Origin of the sequence: Arthrobacter sp. PsM3 (genome assembly GCF_030433895.1) — a bacterium.
Taxonomy (GTDB): Bacteria; Actinomycetota; Actinomycetes; order Actinomycetales; family Micrococcaceae; genus Arthrobacter.
The window spans coordinates 43,709-62,585 of the sequence record NZ_JARUXE010000012.1; the positions used below are offsets into that span (position 1 = coordinate 43,709).

Consider the following 18,877-nt stretch of genomic DNA (forward strand, 5'->3'; position numbering starts at 1 on the left):
ACCGTATTGCTGCCGCCGGCCGGGATAACATGGCTGAATGTCAGCATCAAGCATTCCCTTCACTGTGTCCGGGGGCGTGGTTCTCGTGACGGGAGCCGCCATGGGCATGGGCCGTCTTTACGCCCTGCGAGCGGCCCGCGAGGGCGCCGGCGTCGTGATTCTCTGGGACGTCGACGCCGCCGGACTGGCGAAGACCGCCGCCGAAGTGACCGACCTCGGCGCCCGTGCCGTCGTCCGCCAGGTGGACCTCGCCAGCCGCACGGCGATCGCCGAGGCCGCGGCGGACTGCGCGGAGGAAGGTCCGTTGACGCTGCTGGTCAACAACGCCGGAATCGTCCGCGGTGCGCTCTTCTGGGACCACAACCCGGAGCGGGACATCGCCCTGACCATGGACATCAACGCGCTGGCGCCGATGTACGTCACCCACGCGTTCCTGCCGGGCATGATGGCCGATGCCGGCCGGCCGCGCCGGATCCTCAACATCGCCTCCGCCGCCGGCACCGTTTCCAACCCGAGGATGAGCGTGTACGCGGCGTCCAAGTGGGCCGTCATTGGCTGGAGCGACTCGCTCCGGCTGGAACTCGAACAGCAGGGCTACCGCCACCTCGCCGTGACGACGTTCTGCCCCAGCTACATTTCCACCGGGATGTTCGCCGGGGCCCGCGGCCCGCTGCTGACGCCGCTGATGACGCCGGAGGACGCCGTGAACCGGGCGTGGCGGGCCACCACCGCCGGCCGGCCGCAACTGATCGCCCCGGCGACCGCGCAGCTGGGCAAAGTCCTGCGCGGGCTGCTGCCCGTGCGGGCCTGGGACTTCGTGGGCGGGAAGGTCTTCGGGATCTACTCCACGATGGACAAGTTCACCGGGCGGGTCGAGAAGACGGGCCAGCGGTGAGCTCCCAGAAGCAGTTCCCGTGGCAGCGGACCGCGACCGGAGCCAACCTCCTCTCCCTCGACGGCACCCTCGGCGTGACGATCTTCGAGGAAATGACCACCCTCGCCGTGCAGACCGGCGCGATCAACCTTGGCCAGGGCTTCCCGGACGAGGACGGTCCGGTGGAGATCAAGGCGGCCGCCCAGGCCGCCATCGCCGCCGGTGCCAACCAGTACGCCCCCGGCAAGGGCATCCTGGAGTTGCGGGAGGCGATTTCGCTCCACCAGGAGCGTTTCTACGGCCTGCAGCCGGACCCGCAGACCGAGATCATCGTCACCACCGGCGCCACCGAGGCCATTGCCGCCTCACTGCTGGCACTCGTGGGGCCAGGAGACGAGGTGCTCACCTTCGAGCCGTTCTACGACTCCTATGGCGCGATCATCGGCCTCTCCGGCGCCCGCCACGTCACCGCACCGCTGCTGGCCCCCGACTTCATGCCGGACCTGGACGCCCTCGACGCGGCGTTCAGCAGCCGCACCAAGGTGGTGCTGGTCAACAACCCGCACAACCCCACCGGTGCGGTGTTCCCCCGCGAAGTGCTCGAACGCGTCGTCGAGCTCGCCATCCGGCACGACGCCGTCATTGTCACCGACGAGGTCTACGAACACCTCACATTCGGGGCCCGTCACATCCCGGTGGCCACCCTGCCGGGCGCCGCGGAACGCACCCTGACCATCTCCTCCGCCGGGAAGACCTTCTCCTTTACTGGCTGGAAGATCGGCTGGCTCAGCGGGCCCGCGCACCTGGTCGCGGCGGCCCGCACGGTAAAGCAGTTCCTGAGCTACAGCTCCGGCACCCCGTTCCAGAGCGCCATCGCGGCCGGCCTCGGCCTGCCCGACGAGTTCTACGCCGGAGTCGCCGACACCCTGCAACTCAAACGCGACATCCTCAGCGAGGGCCTCCGCGCGGCCGGACTGGACGTCTTCACCCCGCAGGGGACCTACTTCGTGAACGTGGACACCGCCCCGCTGGGCATCACCGACGCCGTGGACCTGGCCCGCCGGCTGCCCGCGCTCGTGGGCGTCGCGGCGATTCCGGTGCCGGTCTTCTGCCACCCGGAAGGCGCCGAACGCACCCGGAGCCTGCTGCGCTTTGCCTTCTGCAAACGGATCGACGTGCTGCAGGAAGCCGCCGAACGGCTCGCGACCCTCCGCGACAGGCTCTGATGCCGGACACTCCCCCGGCCTCGCGTTTCCTGCGCACCACCGGCCAGCACGCGACAATCGAGCCCGACGCCTTCACCAAGGGCGGCTTTGTCCTGAGCATCGGCGGTGCGGAACAGTCGCACGTCAACCTTGCGGACCCCTCGGACATCTTTTACGAATACCTGCGCAGGATCGGCCACGTGGTGGATCTTGCGGCACCCTGGGGCGAACCCATCACAGCCCTGCACCTCGGAGCGGGTGCGCTGACCCTGGCCCGTTACATCCAGGCCACACGGCCGGGCTCCGTGCAGTACGCGGTGGAGCTGGAGCGGGAACTGCTGGACTTCGTGCTGCAGCAGCTCCCCCTGCCGGAGGGCACGCGGCTGCACACCGTGATCGGCGACGCCCGGGACGCCCTGGCCGCGCTGCCCCCGGACCTGCGCTTCGACGTCGTGATCCTGGATATCTTCTCCGGGCCCGACGCGCCGGAGCATATCGCCTGCACGGAGTTCTACCTCGAAGCCGCGGCAAGGCTCAGTCCCCGCGGGGTCCTGATCGTCAACGTGGGCGATGAGCCCGGGCTCACGCTGGTCCGCAGCCAGGTGGCCGCGCTGCGCCGGGCGATGTCCGATGTCTCCGCCTTTGCCGAGGCCGGTATGTTCAGCGGCCGCTATCCCGGCAACATCATCCTGACCGGGACGCAGGGACCCTGGCCGGAGGTGTGGACCGCGGCGCTCACCGCCCGCGGGCCCCACCCCGCGAAGGTGCTCTCCGGCGTCGCGCTGGACGCGCTCTCCGGCTAGCCGGCGCTGTTCGGTTCCGCTGCCTGGTCCGGGTCGGCCTGGGCGCCTTCCTCCACGCTGGGTTCGGCGAACCAGAGCTTCGTTTCCCCGTACTTCCGTTCGGCAAACCGCTCCATCCCGTCCGGCCAGACCGGCTCGGGCGACCGGGATGAGCGCTCCACCACGGCGACGGCGCCCTCGGCCAGATGCGGGAGCAGCTTGGCCAGCACCCCGGCCAGTGCCGGTTCCTCGAGGGGGTAGGGCGGGTCCAGGAAGACGAGGTCCCAGCGGACGCCATCCCGGGCGCGTTCCAGGAACGATTCGACCTTGGACCGGTGCACGGTGACGACCTTGCGCCCAGCGACGGTGTTGACCAGGTCCGCGTTGCGCTGGCAGACCTCGCTGGCCTTCCCGTCGAATTCCACCAGGTCGACGGTCTTCGCTCCGCGGCTGGCGCTTTCCACGCCGAGGGAACCGGAGCCCGCGTAGAGGTCCAGCACGCGGGCGTCCGCAATGACCTCAAAGGCGTCCAGCCGGGAGAAGAGCGCTTCCTTGACCCGGTCAGTGGTGGGCCGGGTCAGGGACCCGGGGACGCTGACCAGGGTTGTTCCGCCCGCGGCACCGGCTATGATGCGGCTCATGGCCGGGCCGTCCTGGGTGCATTCATGGTGTTAGCCGCGTTCAAGGAACGCCTCCTTTTCCGGATTGAGGTATTCGTCGATCGATGCGGCGAGGGCGGGGTGGGCGCCCAGTGACGGGTCGCCGCCGACAATCTGCCAGGCGTCCTGCCGTGCCCGGGCGATCACGTCCTCGTGTTCCAGCACCCGCAGCAGTTTCAGCGTGGACCGGCCGCCGGACTGGGAGGCACCCAGGATGTCGCCCTCACGGCGCAGCTTGAGGTCCTCCTGGGAGAGCGCAAAGCCGTCGGTTGTGGCCGCGACGGCGTCGAGCCGGCGGCGGCTCGGGTGCCCGGGTTCCAGGGCGGTGACGAGCAGGCAGGTGCCCGGCAGCCCGCCGCGGCCCACCCGGCCGCGGAGCTGGTGGAGCTGGGAGATGCCGAAGCGGTCCGCGTCCAGGATCACCATCAGGGTGGCGTTGTGGACGTCCACGCCCACTTCGATCACGGTGGTGGAGACCAGGAGCTTGGTCTGGTTGGCGGTGAAGGAGGCCATGGTTTCGGACTTCAGTGCCGGGTCCAGCCGGCCGTGCAGCGGCGCCACGGGCACGCCGGCCAGGGCCGGTTCGTCCCGGAGCTGTTCCACAACGGCGGTGACGGATGCCAGTTCCCGCGCCGCGCTGTCCCCGTCGAGGTCCGCAGCGGCCGGTTCGGCCTCGCCGGGGCTGAAGTCGCCGTCGTCGTCCGAGCCGATCTTGGGACAGACGATGTACACCTGGTGGCCGGCGTCGATCTCCTCCCGGGCGCGGCTCCAGATGCGTGTGGCCCACGCGGGGTGCTCCGCGAGGCCGACGACGTGGGTGGTGATTGGCGCGCGCCCGGCCGGCAGTTCGTCGAGTACGGACGTTTCGAGGTCGCCGAACACGGTCATGGCCACGGTCCTGGGGATGGGGGTCGCGGTCATGACCAGCAGGTGCGGGGGCTTCCTGGCCTTGGACCGGAGCACGTCGCGCTGTTCGACGCCGAACCGGTGCTGTTCATCCACCACGATCAGGCCGAGGTCGTAGAAGGAAACGTTGTCGCTGAGCAGGGCGTGGGTGCCGATGACAATCCCGGCGGTTCCGGAGGCGGCGTCCAGCATGGCCTGTTTCCGGGCCGCGGTCGGCATGGAGCCGGTGAGCAGAGTGACCTGGACCGCGTCGGGGCCGAAGCCGCCCAGCATGCCGTCGCGGGACAGCGGCCCGAGCGTGCGGCGGATCGATTCGAAGTGCTGCGCGGCCAGGACCTCGGTCGGGGCCAGCAGGGCAGCCTGTCCGCCAGCGTCGACCACCTGCAGCATGGCGCGCAGGGCCACGATGGTCTTCCCCGAACCGACTTCGCCCTGGAGCAGCCGGTTCATCGGCGAGTCCTGGGCGAGCTCCGCGGCCAGGGTCTTCCCGACGGCGGCCTGGCCGGCAGTCAGGGTGAAGGGCAGCTGCCGGTCAAAGGCGGTCAGCAGCCCCTCCGCGGCGGGCCGGCGGGCGGTGGCCTCCTCCGCGGCGAGCTGGGCGCGGCGCCGGGCGAGGGCGGACTGGAGCACCAGGGCTTCCTGGTAGCGGAACCGGTCCCGGGCGCGCTGCCAGTCTGCGGGGCCGTGCGGGGAGTGGATGAGCCGGTAGGCGTCGGCGACCGGCACGAACTTCTCCCGCGCCGTGATCTCCGCCGGCAGCGGGTCAGGCAGGGCGTCCAGGTCCGCGGTCTCCAGCAGCGTGGAGACGACCTTCTGGATGGACCAGCTGGTCAGCTTGGCGGTGGCCGGGTATACCGGGATGGGCATGGCGGCGAGCGCCTCCGGGTCCATCCCGGGGGTGTCCTGGTCCTCGTCCAGCAGTTGGAAGTCCGGGTTCGTCAGCCCCAGGGCGCCGCCGTAGCGGGTGATCTTTCCGGAGAACAGGGCGCGGCGGCCCGGCTGCAGCTCGGCCTTGGCCCGGTGGCCGTTGAAGAAGCTCACCTTCAGGGTGCCGCCGCCCATCCCGGTGCCCGGGGCCGCGGTGCCCGGGGCCGCGGCGCCGGCGTCGTCGGTGATCACGACGTCGGTCAGCGAGCCGCGGCGGGTCTTCATGAACCGGGTACTGCTGCTGACCACCCGGGCAATCAGGGTGACGTCCTCGTCGAGTGGAACCTCCCTGATGGGTGTCAGTTCGCCGCGGTCCATGTAGCGGCGGGGGAAGTAGTTCAGCAGCCCGCCGACTGTGGTGATGCCAAGGTGCTTTTCGATGACTGCTGCGGACCTCTTGCCGACCCGGCGTTCCAGGCCCAGTCCCACTTCGGCGTTGTGCGGCTCAGCGAACATGTCCGTCGGGGGCCTGTCCTGCGGGTTCGCGGTCGCCGGAGGCGCGGGGTTCTGCGTCCGGTACGGCAAGGTCAGTAACGCTGATGTCCGAGGGTTCGCCGAGGGAGCGGATCAGGGCGACGGCCGGCGCGGCGGCCGGCACGTGCACGTGGACGCGCCAGCGGTAGGTCCCGGACGCGTCGGCTGCCCCGCCGACCTGGCTCATGATGACGGACTCGCCCATTTCGTCGAGCCGCTGGCGCATCATGGCGGCGTCCAGGGGTGAAAGCGTGATGGTGCACATGACTTCCACGCCTTCGTCGCGCGGCAAGCCGGCATGGATGTGCGGGTCCTGGACGTCGTAGCCGTGCAGTCCGTCCAGCAGCTGGTCCTGGAGTTCCTCGCCGAGAACGGCGGAGCGGAGGCAGTCGAGGACCAGCAGCATCCCGACGCCGCCGGCGTCCACGACGTGGGCGGCGTGCAGGGCCTCCAGCTGGTCCTCAGTGCGCACTACAGCGGCGACGGCCGCGTCCACGACGGCATCCAGGGCCAGGCCAAGGGTGTGGTTGCTGTCGTCGCCGTCGTGCGCAGAGTCCACGGCGGCCGCGGCGCGGGCGGCGGCTTCCATCACGGACAGCATGGTGCCGGGAACCGGGTCGCTCAACGCGGACCAGGCCCGGAGCTGGGCCCGGTTCAGCGCGGCGGCCAGCAGGGGCGCGCTCAGCCGGTGGTGGCCGGCGAGGGGTTCTGCCGCGGCGCAAAGGAAGACGGCGAACAGGGTGCCGGAGTTGCCGCGGGCCTTTTCCATGGCAGCCAGGCCGGCCCGGGCGAGGATGGCCCCGACGTCGTTCCGGGCCGGGTCCGGCGGGCCGAAGGAATGCAGGGACGGATCCGCGCTGATCTGGGGCAGCGCGGCGGTGTCCAGGGTGAGGAGCGCCTGGGCGGCGGCCCGCACTGTCAGGTACAGGTTCGTGCCGGTGTCGCCGTCGGCGACGGGGAAGATGTTGATGGCGTTCAGGCGGTCGCTGTGGTTCCCAAGCGTTGTTTCTGCCTTGCTCAACCACCGCTTCATCGCTTGCGCGTTCGCGGCAATCTTAGTCTGCAAAGTGATCCCATCCCACATTGTCAGCGGGCCTGCCCGCTATCTTGACGCCCGCGCGGTCCGTTGGTGCAGGGGCTTCTACCGAGCCTATCGCAGTGAAACCGTGAGGCAGCTGAAGACCGGGTGGGAATGTGGCGAGCAGCCCGTGGTCCTCTCCGCCGCCCAGGACCCAGGCCATTGGGTCTGCGCCGAGCAGTCCGGCGGCAGGCAGCAGCGGAACCGCCAGTTCCCGCAGTGCCGCCGCGTTGAGGTTCAGGACGGTGCGGCTGGCGGACGCCATCCGTTGGCCGTCACGGATCAGTCCGTCGGAAATGTCCATCATGGCCGTGGCTCCGGAATCCCGGGCCAGCGGGCCTGCGGCGAGCGGAGGCGTTGGCCTGCACTGGGTGTCCATCAGTGCGCGCTGTTCCCGGTCCAGGGCCTCGACGGGGTTCGTCGATTCCAGCAGCGCGAGACCCGCCGCGGCACGGCCCACAGTGCCCGCGAGCGCCAGGACGTCCCCCGGCCGGGCGCCGGAACGCAGCACGGCTGCCCCGCCGTCGAGGCTGCCGAGAATCGCCACGCTCACCGCCAGCTCGCGGCCTCGGCCGAGGTCTCCGCCAGCCACGGCGCAGTCCGGGGCGCCGAGGCCCCGGATGCCGGCACTGAGTCCGTCGGCGAAGTCCTCGACCCAGGCGACCAGGGTTTCCGGGGGCATGGTGAGGCTGACCACGAGGGACGTGGCCCGGGCCCCCATGGCGTTGATGTCGCTGAGGTTCTGCGCGGCGGCCTTCCAGCCGACGTCGTATCCGGTGGTCCGGTAGCCGTTGTTCCACTTCAGGCGGAAGTCCTGGTCCGCCACCTGGGTGTCGATGCTGAGGACTGTCCGCCCGTCCGGAACGGCCACGATGGCGGCGTCGTCGCCCGGGCCCAGGATCAGGGACGGGTTGTGTTCCTGGCCGTAGTGCAGGCGCGGGAAAATGCGTTCCAGCAGTTGGGATTCGGAGAGCCCCGCCACAGTCAGGGCCGCCTTGGGTGGCGTCCCCCCGGGCAGGGTCGCTTCGGAAAGTGGGACAGGCTCGTGTTCAGGCACAGCCCTACGCTACCGTGGGGGGCCGCAGCAGCGGCACAGCGCCGGGAACGGCGGCCAAACTCCGGCGGATACGCCGGGGAAGGGCGTTCAGCGCGGGGGGCGGCGGTTGCCACGACGCCGGGCAGGCCGGGATAGGCTTGAAGGATGCAGCGCTTCCGTTTCCCGGCTTCCGCACGTCCGCTCCGCAGTCTGGCCGCGGCGGCGGCAGCAGGGGTCCTGCTGAGCGCCTGCGCTCCGGTTGTCGACGTCGCTCCGGCCAAGGACGCCGCTAACGCCGCTTGTGCACCGATGATGGTCGCGCTGCCGGATGCGATCGGCGAAGCGAAGCTGCGGAAGACCAACAGCCAGGCCACTGCGGCGTGGGGGGATCCGTCCCTCGTGGTCCTGCGCTGCGGGGTGAATGTTCCGGGGCCGACGACGGACCGCTGCGTCAGCGTCAATGGCGTGGACTGGGTGATCAAAGAAGGCGACCCGGTGTGGACGCTGACGACTTTCGGGCGCGAACCGGCAACCGAGATCCTGATGGACCCCGACAAGATCAGTTCCGCAACCGTGCTCGCCGACCTTTCGGCCGCAGCCGCCAAGGTGCCGGCGACGCGGAACTGCGTGGGCCAGGCGGACCTGCAGAACCTGCCGCCGACCCCCTAGCTTTCCGGCGGGCCGGGCCACTGCGCACCGGTGGCCGGACCCGCTGGCCTAACGCAGGCCTGTTTTGCGGTGCAGCGCCAGGTAGATCAGTTCGTCGATGAGTTCGGCGTAACCCAGGCCGGATGCTTTCCACATTTGCGGATACATGCTTTTCGGCGTGAACCCGGGCATCGTGTTGATCTCGTTGATGATCAGCTCGCCCTCCGGGGTATAGAAGAAGTCGACCCGGCTGAGTCCCTCGGCTCCGACGGCGTCGAAAGCGACGGCGGACAGCTCGCGGACCCTGGCGATGGCTTCGTCCGGAAGTTCGGCCGGGCAGCTGAGCGCCGCCGCGTTGTCCACATATTTGGCGTTGAAGTCGTAGAACTCATGCCCGCCGCCAGCCACGGAAATCTCGCCCGGCATGGACGTCCGGGGACTGTCTGTGTCCCTGCCCTCCAGCACGGCACACTCGATCTCCCTGCCGACAATGCCGGCCTCGATGACGAGTTTCGGATCGTGCTGTCGGGCGGCCTCAATCGCTGCGTCCAGGCCGTCGAGGGAGTCCACCTTGGAGATGCCCATCGAGGAGCCTGCCCGCGCGGGCTTGACGAAGACCGGGAAGCCGAGCTGGTCCACGCGTTTGCGGACGGTCTCGGGATCGTTGCGCCACTGCCGGTCCGTAACGGCGATGTAGGGCCCCACACGGAGCCCGGCGGATTCAAACACCACCTTCATGAAGTGCTTGTCCATGCCGACGGCGGACGCAAGAACACCGGCACCCACGTAGCGAGTGTCGGAGAGTTCCAGGAAGCCCTGGATGGTGCCGTCCTCGCCGAACGGGCCGTGCAGCAGCGGGAACACCACGTCCACCGCGCCCAGTTCGTGCGGGACCTCGTTCGGGGAGGCCACGATGAGCTGGTGTTCGCCGCCGATTTCGGCCAGCGTCACGGTCTGGGCCGAGGATGCCACCTCCGGCAGGGACGATGCAGAAAGTGACCAGTCGTGGATGTCCCCGGAAGCCAGCACCCACTGGCCGGTCTTGGCAATCCCGATCGGGATGACCTCGTACTTCGTCTGGTCGATGGCACCGAGGACCCCGGCCGCCGTCACGCAACTGACGGCGTGTTCGCTGGAGCGGCCGCCGAAGAGGACCGCCACGCGGGGCCTGGACCGTGCGGCCCGGCCTTGTGTTGATTCGTTTAGTTCCGACACTCTCAGTAATCGCCTTCGCGTTTCAGGTCCCGGGACAGCAGCAGCGGCCCCAGTTCGTCTACGGACAGTTTTCCGGCCAGCACGGCAACAACGGCCGCGGTGATGGGCATCTCGACGCCGAGCTTGCCCGCGAGCTCATGTACGGCCTGAGCTGACTTGATCCCCTCGGCGGTCTGCGTCATCTGCGCCGTGACCTGGTCCAGGGTCAGCCCCGTGCCCAGCAGGCGGCCGGCGGTGTGGTTCCGCGAGAGCGAGGACGAGCACGTGGCGACGAGGTCACCCAGGCCCGCGAGGCCGGCCATCGTCTGCGCCTCGCCGCCCAGGGCGAGGGACAGCCGGGAGGTCTCCGCGAGGCCGCGTGTGATGACCGAGGCTTTGGTGTTGTCACCCATCTGCCTGCCTTCGCAAATGCCGACGGCCAGGGCGATGATGTTCTTGACGATCCCGCCGATTTCGACACCGACGACGTCGCCGGTGGTGTAGGGGCGGAAGTACGGGGCGGTGCAGCTGCGGGCGATCCAGCCTGCCGCAATCGGGTCGGAGCAGGCCACTACAGAGGCGGTGGGTTCTTCCCGGGCGATCTCCATGGCAAGGTTGGGTCCGGACACCACAGCGATCCGGTTGGCGGGAATGCCGAGCTCCTCAGAAATCACTTCGCTCATCCGGGCATCGGAGTGCAGCTCGAGTCCCTTCATGAGGGAAACCACTAAGGCGCCGGGCGCCAGCAGGTTCTTCCACTGGCGCAGTTGCGGCCGCAGGGTCTGGGCCGGAACGGCCAGGACCACGAGCTCAGCGCCGGCGAGGACCTCGGAGACATCGGTTGAAGCGGTAATGCTGGGCGGCAGGGCAATGTCCCTGAGGTATTGCTCGTTCCGGTGCTTCAGATTGATCTGGTCGACTACTTCACCGCGACGGCCCCAGAGCCGGATGTCGCGTTCGACGCCGGAGGCAGTGGCCGCGTCAGCGAGGACCTTCGCAAAAGTGGTCCCCCAGGATCCGGCGCCGAGTACAGCGACTCTCGTGGCGGACAGTCCCCGCGTTTGATCGAATGTCATTCGCCGCTATCCCTAAGATTCTTCTCCGGTGTTGCAGGACCTGTTGCTGAACCGCCAGGCTTGCCGTTCTGCTCCATGAAGCGGCCGTGCGTGGACTGATTATGGGCCGCAGGGTCCCAGCGGACCAGCGGAGGCTGTCCGCCGCGGAGGGTGGCCAGGAGCTCAGTGATGGCCTCCATGATCACGTTGGTGGCCTCGGTGAGGGTGGCTTTGTCCAGCGGACGTCCGGCGAAAGCGCTGAGGTCCACGGGATCGCCCACGACCAGTCGGGACGTCTTACGCGGAAAGATGTGTAACCGCTTGGCATAGCGGGGCAGGACCTCTTGGGCTCCCCAGTGCGCCATCGGCACGACGGGAATACCGCCTTCCAGCGCCATCCGCGCGGCGCCGGTGTGGCCTTTCATCGGCCACAGACCGGGGTCCCGGGTCAGCGTGCCCTCGGGGTAAATGATGATCGCCCCGCCCTCGTCCACGACTTCCTTGGCGATCTGCAGCGCCCGGTTGGCGCCCGCCGTGGAGCGTTCCACCGGGACCTGTTTGGTGGCGCGCAGCACGAATCCCAGCACGGGCACCTTGAAGAGTCCGGCCTTGGCCAGGAAACGTGGCATCCGCTTCTGGTTGTACAGCATGTGCCCCACCACCAGCGGATCGATTTCGGTGCAATGGTTGGGTGCGGCGATGAAGCCGCCGGCGGGCAGCTTCTCCAGGCCGATCCATTCCTTCCGCATCAGCAGGTTCATTACCGGCCGGACAATCCCGGCGACAGCGACAAAGGTGATGTGGCTTTTGGCCGATTCCTTCACCGGTCCTACCGCTACTTCGCTGCGGTGATGTCGAAATCGGCGCCCAGGCCCGCGAGCTTCTCGGTGAATCGCTCGTAGCCGCGGTTGATGATGTCGATTCCGGTGACCCGCGAGGTGCCGTTGGCGGCCAGCGCCGCGATCAGGTGGCTGAAGCCGCCCCGCAGGTCCGGTACGTCTATATCGGCGCCGGTCAGCTGGGTGGGGCCGGAAATCACGGCTGAATGCAGGAAGTTGCGCTGGCCGAAGCGGCACGGGACACTGCCGAGGCATTCGCGGTGGACCTGGATGTTGGCGCCCATCCGGATCAGGGCCTCAGTGAAGCCGAAGCGGTTCTCATACACGGTTTCGTGGACGATCGACACGCCCTCCGCCTGCGTCAGGGCGACAATCAGCGGCTGCTGCCAGTCGGTCATGAAGCCGGGGTGCACGTCCGTCTCGAGGACCAGCGGGTTGAGCTTGCCACCCTTGTGATAGAAGCGGATGCCGTCATCGCCGATGTCCATCCCGCCGCCAACCTTGCGGTAGGTGTTGAGGAAGGTCATCATGTCGCGCTGGGTGGCGCCTTCGACGAAGATGTCGCCCCGCGTGACCAGCGCCGCCGAGGCCCAGGAGGCCGACTCGTTGCGGTCCGACAGCGCGCGGTGGTTGTAGCCGCCGAGGTCCGGGACGCCCTCGATCCGGATGGTGCGGTCCGTCTGGACGCTGATGATCGCGCCCATTTTCTGCAGGACTGCGATGAGGTCGACAATCTCCGGCTCGGTGGCCGCGCCGGAGAGCTCGGTGATGCCCTCGGCCCTCGTGGCGCTCAGCAGCACCTGTTCGGTGGCGCCGACGGAGGGGTACGGCAGGGAGATCTTGGCGCCTTTGAGGCCGTCGGGGGCGGAGATGTGGATGCCGCCGGGGCGCTTTTCCACGACGGCGCCGAACTGCCGCAGCACGTTCAGGTGGTAGTCGATGGGGCGGTCGCCGATCTTGCAGCCGCCCAGGTCCGGGATGAAGGCCTCGCCGATCGCGTGGATCAAGGGACCACACAGCAGGATCGGGATGCGGGAATCGCCGGCGTGCGCGTCGATCGCCGTGTGCGAGGCCGTTTTTGCTTTCGTCGGGTCGAGGGTCAGATCCCCGGTAACGGGGTCTTTCTCGACGGTGACGCCATGCAGCTGGAGCAGGCTGGTGACAACCTCGACGTCCTTGATTTCAGGGACGTTGCGCAACACGGACGGCTCGTTGCCCAGCAGGGCAGCCACCATGGCCTTGGGGACAAGATTCTTGGCCCCCCGCACGGTGACGCGGCCAGCCAGCGGGACGCCTCCGCGGATTGTCAAAACACTACTCATATACCGGTTTCCTCACGACTACTCGCCCCCAGATCCTTACAAAGGCACCAGCTAAGCATAGGAGCTAGCGTTACCGATCTGAAATACGGCGTGCGCGCGGCCTGTCGCCCCGGCCCCGGCGGCCGCCGTCGAAAACCGGACAACGCGGGGTCACGTACGGCCCGTCCGGGGCCGCGGGACGGGCCGTAAGTGACCCCGCGTTGCAGTGGTGGCGCAGGTCAGGGCGGGTCAGGGCAGCGGGAAAGCTAGGACAGCCTGGCCGGCAGCGTTTTGGGCATAAACGACGGCCTGGTGGTCTCGAAGGTGGTGATGTCTTCCTCATGCTTGAGGGTCAGGCCGATGTCATCCAGGCCCTCGAGGAGGCGCCAGCGGGTGTAGTCGTCGATCTCAAACGGAGCCACGATGTTGCCGCACTGGACGGTCTTGGAGACGAGATCCACGGTGACCGCGGTGCCGGGGGCGTTCTCCAGTTCCTTCCAGATGAGCTCGATGTCGTCCTGGGCCAGTTCGGCGGCGAGCAGGCCCTGCTTGCCGGAGTTGCCGCGGAAGATGTCCGCGAAGCGTGAGGACAGCACGGTCTTGAAGCCGTAGTCCTTCAGCGCCCAGACGGCGTGCTCCCGGGAGGATCCCGTGCCGAAGTCGGGGCCGGCCACGAGCACGGAGCCGGCATTGAAGGGTTCCTGGTTCAGGATGAACGCCGTGTCCTTGCGCCACGCCGCGAACAGGGCGTCCTCGAAGCCGGTGCGGGTGATGCGCTTGAGGTAGACGGCCGGGATGATCTGGTCCGTGTCTACGTTGCTCTGGCGGAGCGGAACGCCGATTCCGGTGTGGGTGGTGAATTTTTCCATTGCGGATCCTTCTGGGCTGTGTGGATCGGTGGCTGTCGGAAGCTAGGCGGCGGCGGACCCGGGAACGGGGTCCAGGTCCGACGGCGAACTCAGGGTGCCGCGCACCGCCGTCGCCGCCGCCACGACCGGGGAGACCAGGTGGGTGCGTCCGCCCTTGCCCTGGCGGCCCTCAAAGTTGCGGTTCGACGTGGAGGCGCAGCGCTCCCCCGGCTCCAGCTGGTCCGGGTTCATCCCCAGGCACATGGAACAGCCGGCGAAGCGCCATTCTGCGCCGAAGTCCTTGAAGACCCGGTCCAGGCCTTCGGCCTCGGCCTCGAGCCGGACGCGGGCCGAGCCCGGCACGACGAGCATCCGGATGTTGGGATCCTTGCTGCGGCCGCGGATGATGTCCGCGGCGGCGCGGAGGTCCTCCATCCGGGAGTTGGTGCAGGAGCCCAGGAAGACGGTGTCCACCCGGATGTCCTTCATCGGGGTGCCGGCTTCAAGGCCCATGTACGTCAGCGCACGTTCCGCCGCCGCCTTGGCATTCTCGTCGCCGAAGTCCTCGGGTGAGGGCACCCTGGCGGACAGGGACACGCCCTGGCCGGGGTTGGTCCCCCAGGTCACGAACGGTTCCAGCGTGTCGGCGTCGAGGTCCACCGCGACGTCGAACGTCGCGTCGTCATCGGTGCGCAGCGTGTTCCAGTACTCGACGGCGGCATCCCACTCTTCGCCCTGCGGCGCGTGCGGACGGCCGAACATGTAGTCGTACGTGGTCTGGTCCGGTGCTACGAGCCCGGCGCGGGCGCCCGCTTCGATGGACATGTTGCAGATCGTCATCCGGGCTTCCATGGACAGCGCCCGGATCGCGGAACCGCGGTACTCGAGCACGTAACCCTGTCCCCCGCCGGTGCCGATCTTGGCGATGACGGCCAGGATGATGTCCTTGGCGGAAACGCCGGGCCGCAGGGTGCCATCGACGTTGATGGCCATCGTCTTGAAGGGCTTCAGCGACAGCGTCTGGGTGGCCATGACGTGTTCCACCTCGGAGGTCCCGATGCCCATCGCGAGGGCACCGAAGGCGCCGTGGGTGGAGGTATGCGAGTCACCGCAAACCACCGTCATGCCGGGCTGGGTGAGGCCAAGCTGTGGGCCCACGACGTGGACGATCCCCTGCTCGGCGTCGCCGAGCGAGTGCAGCCGGACACCGAATTCCTGGCAGTTGTTGCGCAGCGTCTGGATCTGCGTGCGGCTGGTGAGATCGGCAATTGGCTTGTCGATGTCCAGCGTGGGAGTGTTGTGGTCCTCGGTTGCGATGGTGAGGTCCGGCCGGCGCAGCTTGCGCCCGGCCAGCCGCAGTCCCTCAAAGGCCTGCGGCGAGGTCACCTCGTGCACCAGGTGGAGGTCGATGAAAAGAAGGTCCGGCTGGGCGTTGGCTCCTTCGCCGTCGCCTTTGCGCACCACGTGCGCATCCCAGACCTTCTCGGCCAGTGTCTTTGCCACGGCCTTCTCCCTTCACTGCGGTGTTCGTTCTTGCCGGCTTGTTGTCTCCACTGAATCAGCACTCCCGCGCAATGCGCCAGCGAGTTGACTTGCATCTCAGATAATGAGACGGCAATATCATTACATGGACAATTCTAGTGGAGTCGGTGTCATCGATAAAGCGGCCCATGTGCTTGACGCACTTGAGGCCGGCCCAACCACCCTGGCGCAGCTTGTTGCTGCCACCGGACTGGCGAGGCCCACCGTGCACCGGCTGGCACTGGCGCTGGTCCATCACCGGCTGGTCAGCCGTGACATCCAGGGCCGTTTTGTGCTCGGCAGCCGCCTCGTGGAGCTCGCCTCCGCGGCCGGCGAGGACCGCCTGATCGCCTCCGCCGGCCCGGTCCTTATGCAGCTGCGCGACGCCACGGGCGAAAGCGCCCAGATCTTCCGCAGGCAGGGCGACTGGCGCGTCTGCGTGGCGTCCGCCGAACGCCCCATCGGCCTGCGCGACACCATTCCCGTCGGCACCCAGTTGTCTATGAAGGCCGGCTCCGCCGCCCAGGTGCTGCTCGCCTGGGAGGACCACGACCGGCTCCTGGAAGGTTTGCAGGCCGCCCGCTTCACCCCCACCGTCCTGGCCGGAGTACGACGGCGGGGCTGGGGCCAGAGCCTCGGCGAACGCGAGCCGGGGGTTGCGTCCGTTTCGGCCCCCGTGCGCGGTCCGTCCGGCCGCGTCATCGCCGCGGTGTCGATTTCCGGTCCGATTGAGCGGCTGACCCGCCAGCCCGGCCGGCTGCACGCCGAAGTGGTCTGCAACGCGGCCCGCGTGCTGACCGAGGCCCTGCGGAAGACCAACGACTAAAGGTCCGGCCCACAGCGGCCGCCGCCGCCTGGACATCGACACCAAGCCCACAAAGACCGCTCAGTTCTCGAGCAGCCCTTCAACGTCAGACACGCCCGACCCAGTCAGGAATTTTGCGCAGGGTGGATTCGGGGTGGGCGTCGTCGAGTGGCTCTGGCCAGTAAAGGTCCTCCGGATACACCGGATCTTCCGGATCTGGTTCCGGCCATGGATGTGCGGCCGTGAAGAGGTGCCAGTCCGGGAAGGGGTCCGCGGGGAGTTCCTGGTCGGGATCCGGGCCGGGGTCCAGGCCGAATGGCCCGGCGGGCGGCGGCTCGGGGTGATAGCCCGGATCCGTCGGCGGGCCGTGGTCCAGGCCCGCGTCCGTATCCCCGTCCGTGAACACGTCGATATCTGGGAACGCGTCGGTGGGTGTGGTCAGCAGGCCGTCGGGCCAGTGGGGTGGTTCCCAGTCCTGTTCTTCGCTGGGGTAGTACCGGCCCGAGGGTGAGGTCCATCCGGGTGGTTTGTCTTTACTGGCCCCGGAGGGTGTCCACGCGGAGCCGTGTTTCAGTCTGTGGTGTTTCGGGCAGGGCTGGCCGAGGTTGGAGATCCCGGTGGTCCCTCCGTCGGCCCAGGCCAGGAGATGGTCCGCGTCGTTATCCAGCGAGGCGTTGTTGCAGCCCGGGAACGGGCACTTCCCGTCGCGCAGGCGCAACCACCGGCGCTGGGCTTTGGTGAGGCGGTAGCGGGTCCGGCCGATTTCCAGCGGCGCCCCGTCCCGCGGGTCGATCAGGACCCGGTAAAACGACCCGGCACCCTCCGCGATCAGGCGCCGGGCCATCGAGGGCGGGATCGGCCCGTACCCATCCAGGACCGCCGGCTCCCCGCTCACACCCAGCAGCGACAGGACCGGGACCGTGACCAGGACCTGCGCCCGGGGCGACGGAACATCCCCGCACCCGGCCATCCCCGTGCCGCCGCCGGCCGTTTCCCCGGTCGTTCCGGTGGCGGTGCCGCTCAGAAGCAGGGTGGCGGCGATGTCGGCGCGCAACTGGGTGAGGGTGCGGGCCTCGCCGGGGCCCTGCAGGGCCCGGGCAGCGGCGGTGGTCCGGTCCCAGATCCCCGCGGCGGTGTCCGCCGGCAGGTACGCCGAGAACCAGGCCATGCCGTCCCGGTCCGGGAGGAACTCCACCCGCCGGTCCGCGGCGCCCCTGGTGTGTCGTTTCTCGATGCTGGCGGGGTGGTGGCGTTCCCGCCAACCACGTGCTTTGGTCCGGAACCGTCCCGGGACAAGGTCCCCGGCCGGGCACCCCCGGGCCGCGCCGGGCGCGTCAGGGTCCAGGAAGTGCGCCTCCAGCCCGGCCGCCCCGGCCCGGTCCAGGTCGGTGGTTTCCGCCACCATGACCCGGGCGTGCTGCCAGGAAATTGTTCCGGCCTCCAGCGCCGCCAGGGTCAGCGGCAGCGACGTGGTCAGTGCCTGGCAGTCGCACAGGAACCCGTCCGCGGTCCGCTCGCTGACGGTCAGGACACACGCGACCTCCGCGGTCATGGCCATCTCCTGACAGGAGTCCCGCAACGACCCCGGGGACGCCAGGGCCCTGGTGGCCTGCACGTACTCCGCGGCAAGCCGCACCTTCAACGCCGCCACACCCGCCTCCAACCGGGCCACCCCGGCCAACGCATCCAGGCAATCATCCGCCAGATCCCGCAACGGATCGATCCCCCGGAACGGATCCGTGTCCCGCAGATGCGTGCCGTCCGCGTCCGCGCCGATGAACTCAGCAAGCGCAGCCGTGGACGCGGCGACAGCTGCCAGGGCCGCCCTGCTCTCCACACTCCAGGATGTGCTGCTTTCCATACCCCAAGCGTAAATCTGGGCTCCGACAAAAAGATGGACCATCGTCACGGGTTAGTAGTCCGGCGTCGGCGAGCGTGCTGAGGCCGTCAGCGGGGATGTTCGAGGCGATACCTGTGTAATCGCTGGCCGGATGTTGGCTGGCGCGTCGGTCCCGGGGCAGCGATGCGCAAAAGCAGCCGGAGGCCCGATCTTGTGTCACCGTTCGCAGTGGACTTCTTCGCGTACCCGCTCAGATCGGTCAACGGCGCACCCGATAGCGCAGGTGAAGCACCCGGTTGCCCTGAATCACCACGTCGGGATCCTCCAACAGGTGCTGTGCGTGGACCGACCCGAAGTAGCGCTTGCCGGACCCGAACACGACGGGTACGACGTCCATCCGCACCTCGTCGACCAGGCCCGCGGCAAGCACCTGGCCACCGACGTCGCCAGCGGCGACCTCGACGATCCGGTCACCCGCGAGCTCCTGCGCCTTGGCCACGGCTGCCTCGACGCCGTCGACGAAGTGAAACGGCGCCTCGGGGTCCCAGCCCTCGGGCATCGGCCGGTGCGTCACGACGACCACGTGGTCGACCCCGCCCGGAGGCTTCCCGTCCCAGCCGTCCGTCATGTCGAAGACGTGGCGGCCGACGATTGTCGCCCCGATCTGGTCCCAGTACGGCCGGGTGTAGTCGTAGGACGTCTGCGACACCTTCACCTGGCCGCTCTCGTCCAACGGGACGTCACCGGTGGACAACCAGTCGAACAGCGGTCCGGGCTGGTCGTTCTCGTCAGCGACGAAGCCGTCTACCGACACCGAGCTGTACATAACCACCTTGCCCACGGGGCTCTCCTTTGCTTCGGGGTACCCCATATTAGCGAGTCGTG

At 68.6% G+C, this 18,877-nt stretch carries 17 protein-coding genes; 5 read left to right on the forward strand and 12 right to left on the reverse strand.

What is annotated here, in order from left to right; genetic code table 11:
- Positions 1–37 precede the first annotated feature (37 nt).
- The 3 genes from QCD75_RS08435 to QCD75_RS08445 are packed head-to-tail and all read left to right on the forward strand — an operon-like array spanning position 38 to position 2,882.
- Positions 38–895 (forward strand): SDR family NAD(P)-dependent oxidoreductase, encoded by an 858-nt coding sequence (locus QCD75_RS08435; RefSeq protein WP_301227546.1) that lies wholly within the window; start codon positions 38–40, stop codon positions 893–895.
- Positions 892–2,100, forward strand: coding sequence for an aminotransferase class I/II-fold pyridoxal phosphate-dependent enzyme (locus QCD75_RS08440; RefSeq protein ID WP_301227548.1), 1,209 nt, complete (start codon positions 892–894; stop codon positions 2,098–2,100). The genes QCD75_RS08435 and QCD75_RS08440 overlap by 4 nt, the downstream gene beginning before the upstream one ends.
- Entirely contained in the window at positions 2,100–2,882 is a 783-nt protein-coding gene (locus tag QCD75_RS08445) for a spermidine synthase (protein WP_301227549.1), read from the forward strand. Before QCD75_RS08440 ends, QCD75_RS08445 begins: the two co-directional genes overlap by 1 nt.
- Here QCD75_RS08445 and rsmD read toward each other — a convergent pair.
- The 4 genes from rsmD to thiL are packed head-to-tail and all read right to left on the reverse strand — an operon-like array spanning position 2,879 to position 7,893.
- Positions 2,879–3,502, reverse strand: a complete 624-nt coding sequence (rsmD, locus tag QCD75_RS08450; protein ID WP_301227551.1) for a 16S rRNA (guanine(966)-N(2))-methyltransferase RsmD — start codon at positions 3,500–3,502, stop codon at positions 2,879–2,881. The two genes, QCD75_RS08445 and rsmD, sit on opposite strands and share 4 nt — an antisense overlap.
- Before the next feature lie 30 nt (positions 3,503–3,532).
- A complete protein-coding gene (locus QCD75_RS08455) occupies positions 3,533–5,809 on the reverse strand; it encodes an ATP-dependent DNA helicase RecG (protein ID WP_301227553.1) in 2,277 nt (758 codons plus the stop codon).
- Entirely contained in the window at positions 5,799–6,860 is a 1,062-nt protein-coding gene (locus QCD75_RS08460; RefSeq protein WP_301227703.1) for a DAK2 domain-containing protein, read from the reverse strand. The genes QCD75_RS08455 and QCD75_RS08460 overlap by 11 nt, the downstream gene beginning before the upstream one ends.
- Before the next feature lie 22 nt (positions 6,861–6,882).
- Entirely contained in the window at positions 6,883–7,893 is a 1,011-nt protein-coding gene (gene thiL, locus QCD75_RS08465) for a thiamine-phosphate kinase (protein ID WP_301227705.1), read from the reverse strand.
- Positions 7,894–8,106: 213 nt separating this feature from the next.
- Here thiL and QCD75_RS08470 point away from each other — a divergent pair, with 213 nt between their 5' ends.
- Entirely contained in the window at positions 8,107–8,610 is a 504-nt protein-coding gene (locus QCD75_RS08470) for a DUF3515 family protein (RefSeq protein WP_301227555.1), read from the forward strand.
- Between the two features lie 48 nt (positions 8,611–8,658).
- Here the strand turns inward: QCD75_RS08470 and QCD75_RS08475 are convergent, their stop codons facing one another.
- From QCD75_RS08475 to leuC, 6 genes are all read right to left on the reverse strand, one after another.
- Positions 8,659–9,804 (reverse strand): D-alanine--D-alanine ligase family protein, encoded by a 1,146-nt coding sequence (locus tag QCD75_RS08475; protein WP_301227557.1) that lies wholly within the window; start codon positions 9,802–9,804, stop codon positions 8,659–8,661.
- A gap of 2 nt (positions 9,805–9,806) precedes the next feature.
- Complete coding sequence (locus QCD75_RS08480) at positions 9,807–10,859, reverse strand: NAD(P)H-dependent glycerol-3-phosphate dehydrogenase (RefSeq protein ID WP_301227559.1); 1,053 nt, start codon at positions 10,857–10,859, stop codon at positions 9,807–9,809.
- The gene (locus tag QCD75_RS08485) at positions 10,856–11,662 is read right to left on the reverse strand and encodes a lysophospholipid acyltransferase family protein (RefSeq protein WP_301227561.1); all 807 of its coding nucleotides are present in this window, start codon (positions 11,660–11,662) and stop codon (positions 10,856–10,858) included. The genes QCD75_RS08480 and QCD75_RS08485 overlap by 4 nt, the downstream gene beginning before the upstream one ends.
- Positions 11,663–11,673: 11 nt before the next feature.
- The gene (gene murA, locus QCD75_RS08490; protein WP_301227563.1) at positions 11,674–12,999 is read right to left on the reverse strand and encodes a UDP-N-acetylglucosamine 1-carboxyvinyltransferase; all 1,326 of its coding nucleotides are present in this window, start codon (positions 12,997–12,999) and stop codon (positions 11,674–11,676) included.
- A gap of 245 nt (positions 13,000–13,244) precedes the next feature.
- On the reverse strand, positions 13,245–13,847 hold the full coding sequence (gene leuD, locus QCD75_RS08495) for a 3-isopropylmalate dehydratase small subunit (RefSeq protein WP_301227564.1): 603 nt from the start codon (positions 13,845–13,847) through the stop codon (positions 13,245–13,247).
- A 42-nt stretch (positions 13,848–13,889) separates the two neighbouring features.
- On the reverse strand, positions 13,890–15,329 hold the full coding sequence (leuC, locus tag QCD75_RS08500; protein WP_301227566.1) for a 3-isopropylmalate dehydratase large subunit: 1,440 nt from the start codon (positions 15,327–15,329) through the stop codon (positions 13,890–13,892).
- A gap of 124 nt (positions 15,330–15,453) precedes the next feature.
- On the opposite strand from leuC, the gene QCD75_RS08505 reads away from it, so the two are divergent.
- On the forward strand, positions 15,454–16,173 hold the full coding sequence (locus tag QCD75_RS08505) for an IclR family transcriptional regulator (protein WP_056426387.1): 720 nt from the start codon (positions 15,454–15,456) through the stop codon (positions 16,171–16,173).
- An 85-nt stretch (positions 16,174–16,258) separates the two neighbouring features.
- Here QCD75_RS08505 and QCD75_RS08510 read toward each other — a convergent pair whose 3' ends face one another.
- Both QCD75_RS08510 and QCD75_RS08515 read right to left on the reverse strand, forming a co-directional pair.
- Entirely contained in the window at positions 16,259–18,013 is a 1,755-nt protein-coding gene (locus QCD75_RS08510; protein ID WP_301227569.1) for an HNH endonuclease signature motif containing protein, read from the reverse strand.
- A 238-nt stretch (positions 18,014–18,251) separates the two neighbouring features.
- A complete protein-coding gene (locus tag QCD75_RS08515; RefSeq protein ID WP_301227571.1) occupies positions 18,252–18,833 on the reverse strand; it encodes a dihydrofolate reductase family protein in 582 nt (193 codons plus the stop codon).
- Positions 18,834–18,877 lie beyond the last annotated feature (44 nt).

What these genes read in the sequence shown, in the direction of transcription:
- QCD75_RS08505 (WP_056426387.1), top strand. Translation starts at nt 15,454, where the DNA reads ATGGACAATTCTAGTGGAGTCGGTGTCATCGATAAAGCGGCCCATGTG.
- QCD75_RS08470 (WP_301227555.1), top strand. Translation starts at nt 8,107, where the DNA reads ATGCAGCGCTTCCGTTTCCCGGCTTCCGCACGTCCGCTCCGCAGTCTG.
- QCD75_RS08480 (WP_301227559.1), bottom strand. Translation starts at nt 10,859, where the DNA reads ATGACATTCGATCAAACGCGGGGACTGTCCGCCACGAGAGTCGCTGTA.
- QCD75_RS08455 (WP_301227553.1), bottom strand. Translation starts at nt 5,809, where the DNA reads ATGTTCGCTGAGCCGCACAACGCCGAAGTGGGACTGGGCCTGGAACGC.
- leuD (WP_301227564.1), bottom strand. Translation starts at nt 13,847, where the DNA reads ATGGAAAAATTCACCACCCACACCGGAATCGGCGTTCCGCTCCGCCAG.
- QCD75_RS08435 (WP_301227546.1), top strand. Translation starts at nt 38, where the DNA reads ATGTCAGCATCAAGCATTCCCTTCACTGTGTCCGGGGGCGTGGTTCTC.
- QCD75_RS08510 (WP_301227569.1), bottom strand. Translation starts at nt 18,013, where the DNA reads ATGGAAAGCAGCACATCCTGGAGTGTGGAGAGCAGGGCGGCCCTGGCA.
- murA (WP_301227563.1), bottom strand. Translation starts at nt 12,999, where the DNA reads ATGAGTAGTGTTTTGACAATCCGCGGAGGCGTCCCGCTGGCTGGCCGC.
- QCD75_RS08460 (WP_301227703.1), bottom strand. Translation starts at nt 6,860, where the DNA reads ATGAAGCGGTGGTTGAGCAAGGCAGAAACAACGCTTGGGAACCACAGC.
- rsmD (WP_301227551.1), bottom strand. Translation starts at nt 3,502, where the DNA reads ATGAGCCGCATCATAGCCGGTGCCGCGGGCGGAACAACCCTGGTCAGC.
- QCD75_RS08445 (WP_301227549.1), top strand. Translation starts at nt 2,100, where the DNA reads ATGCCGGACACTCCCCCGGCCTCGCGTTTCCTGCGCACCACCGGCCAG.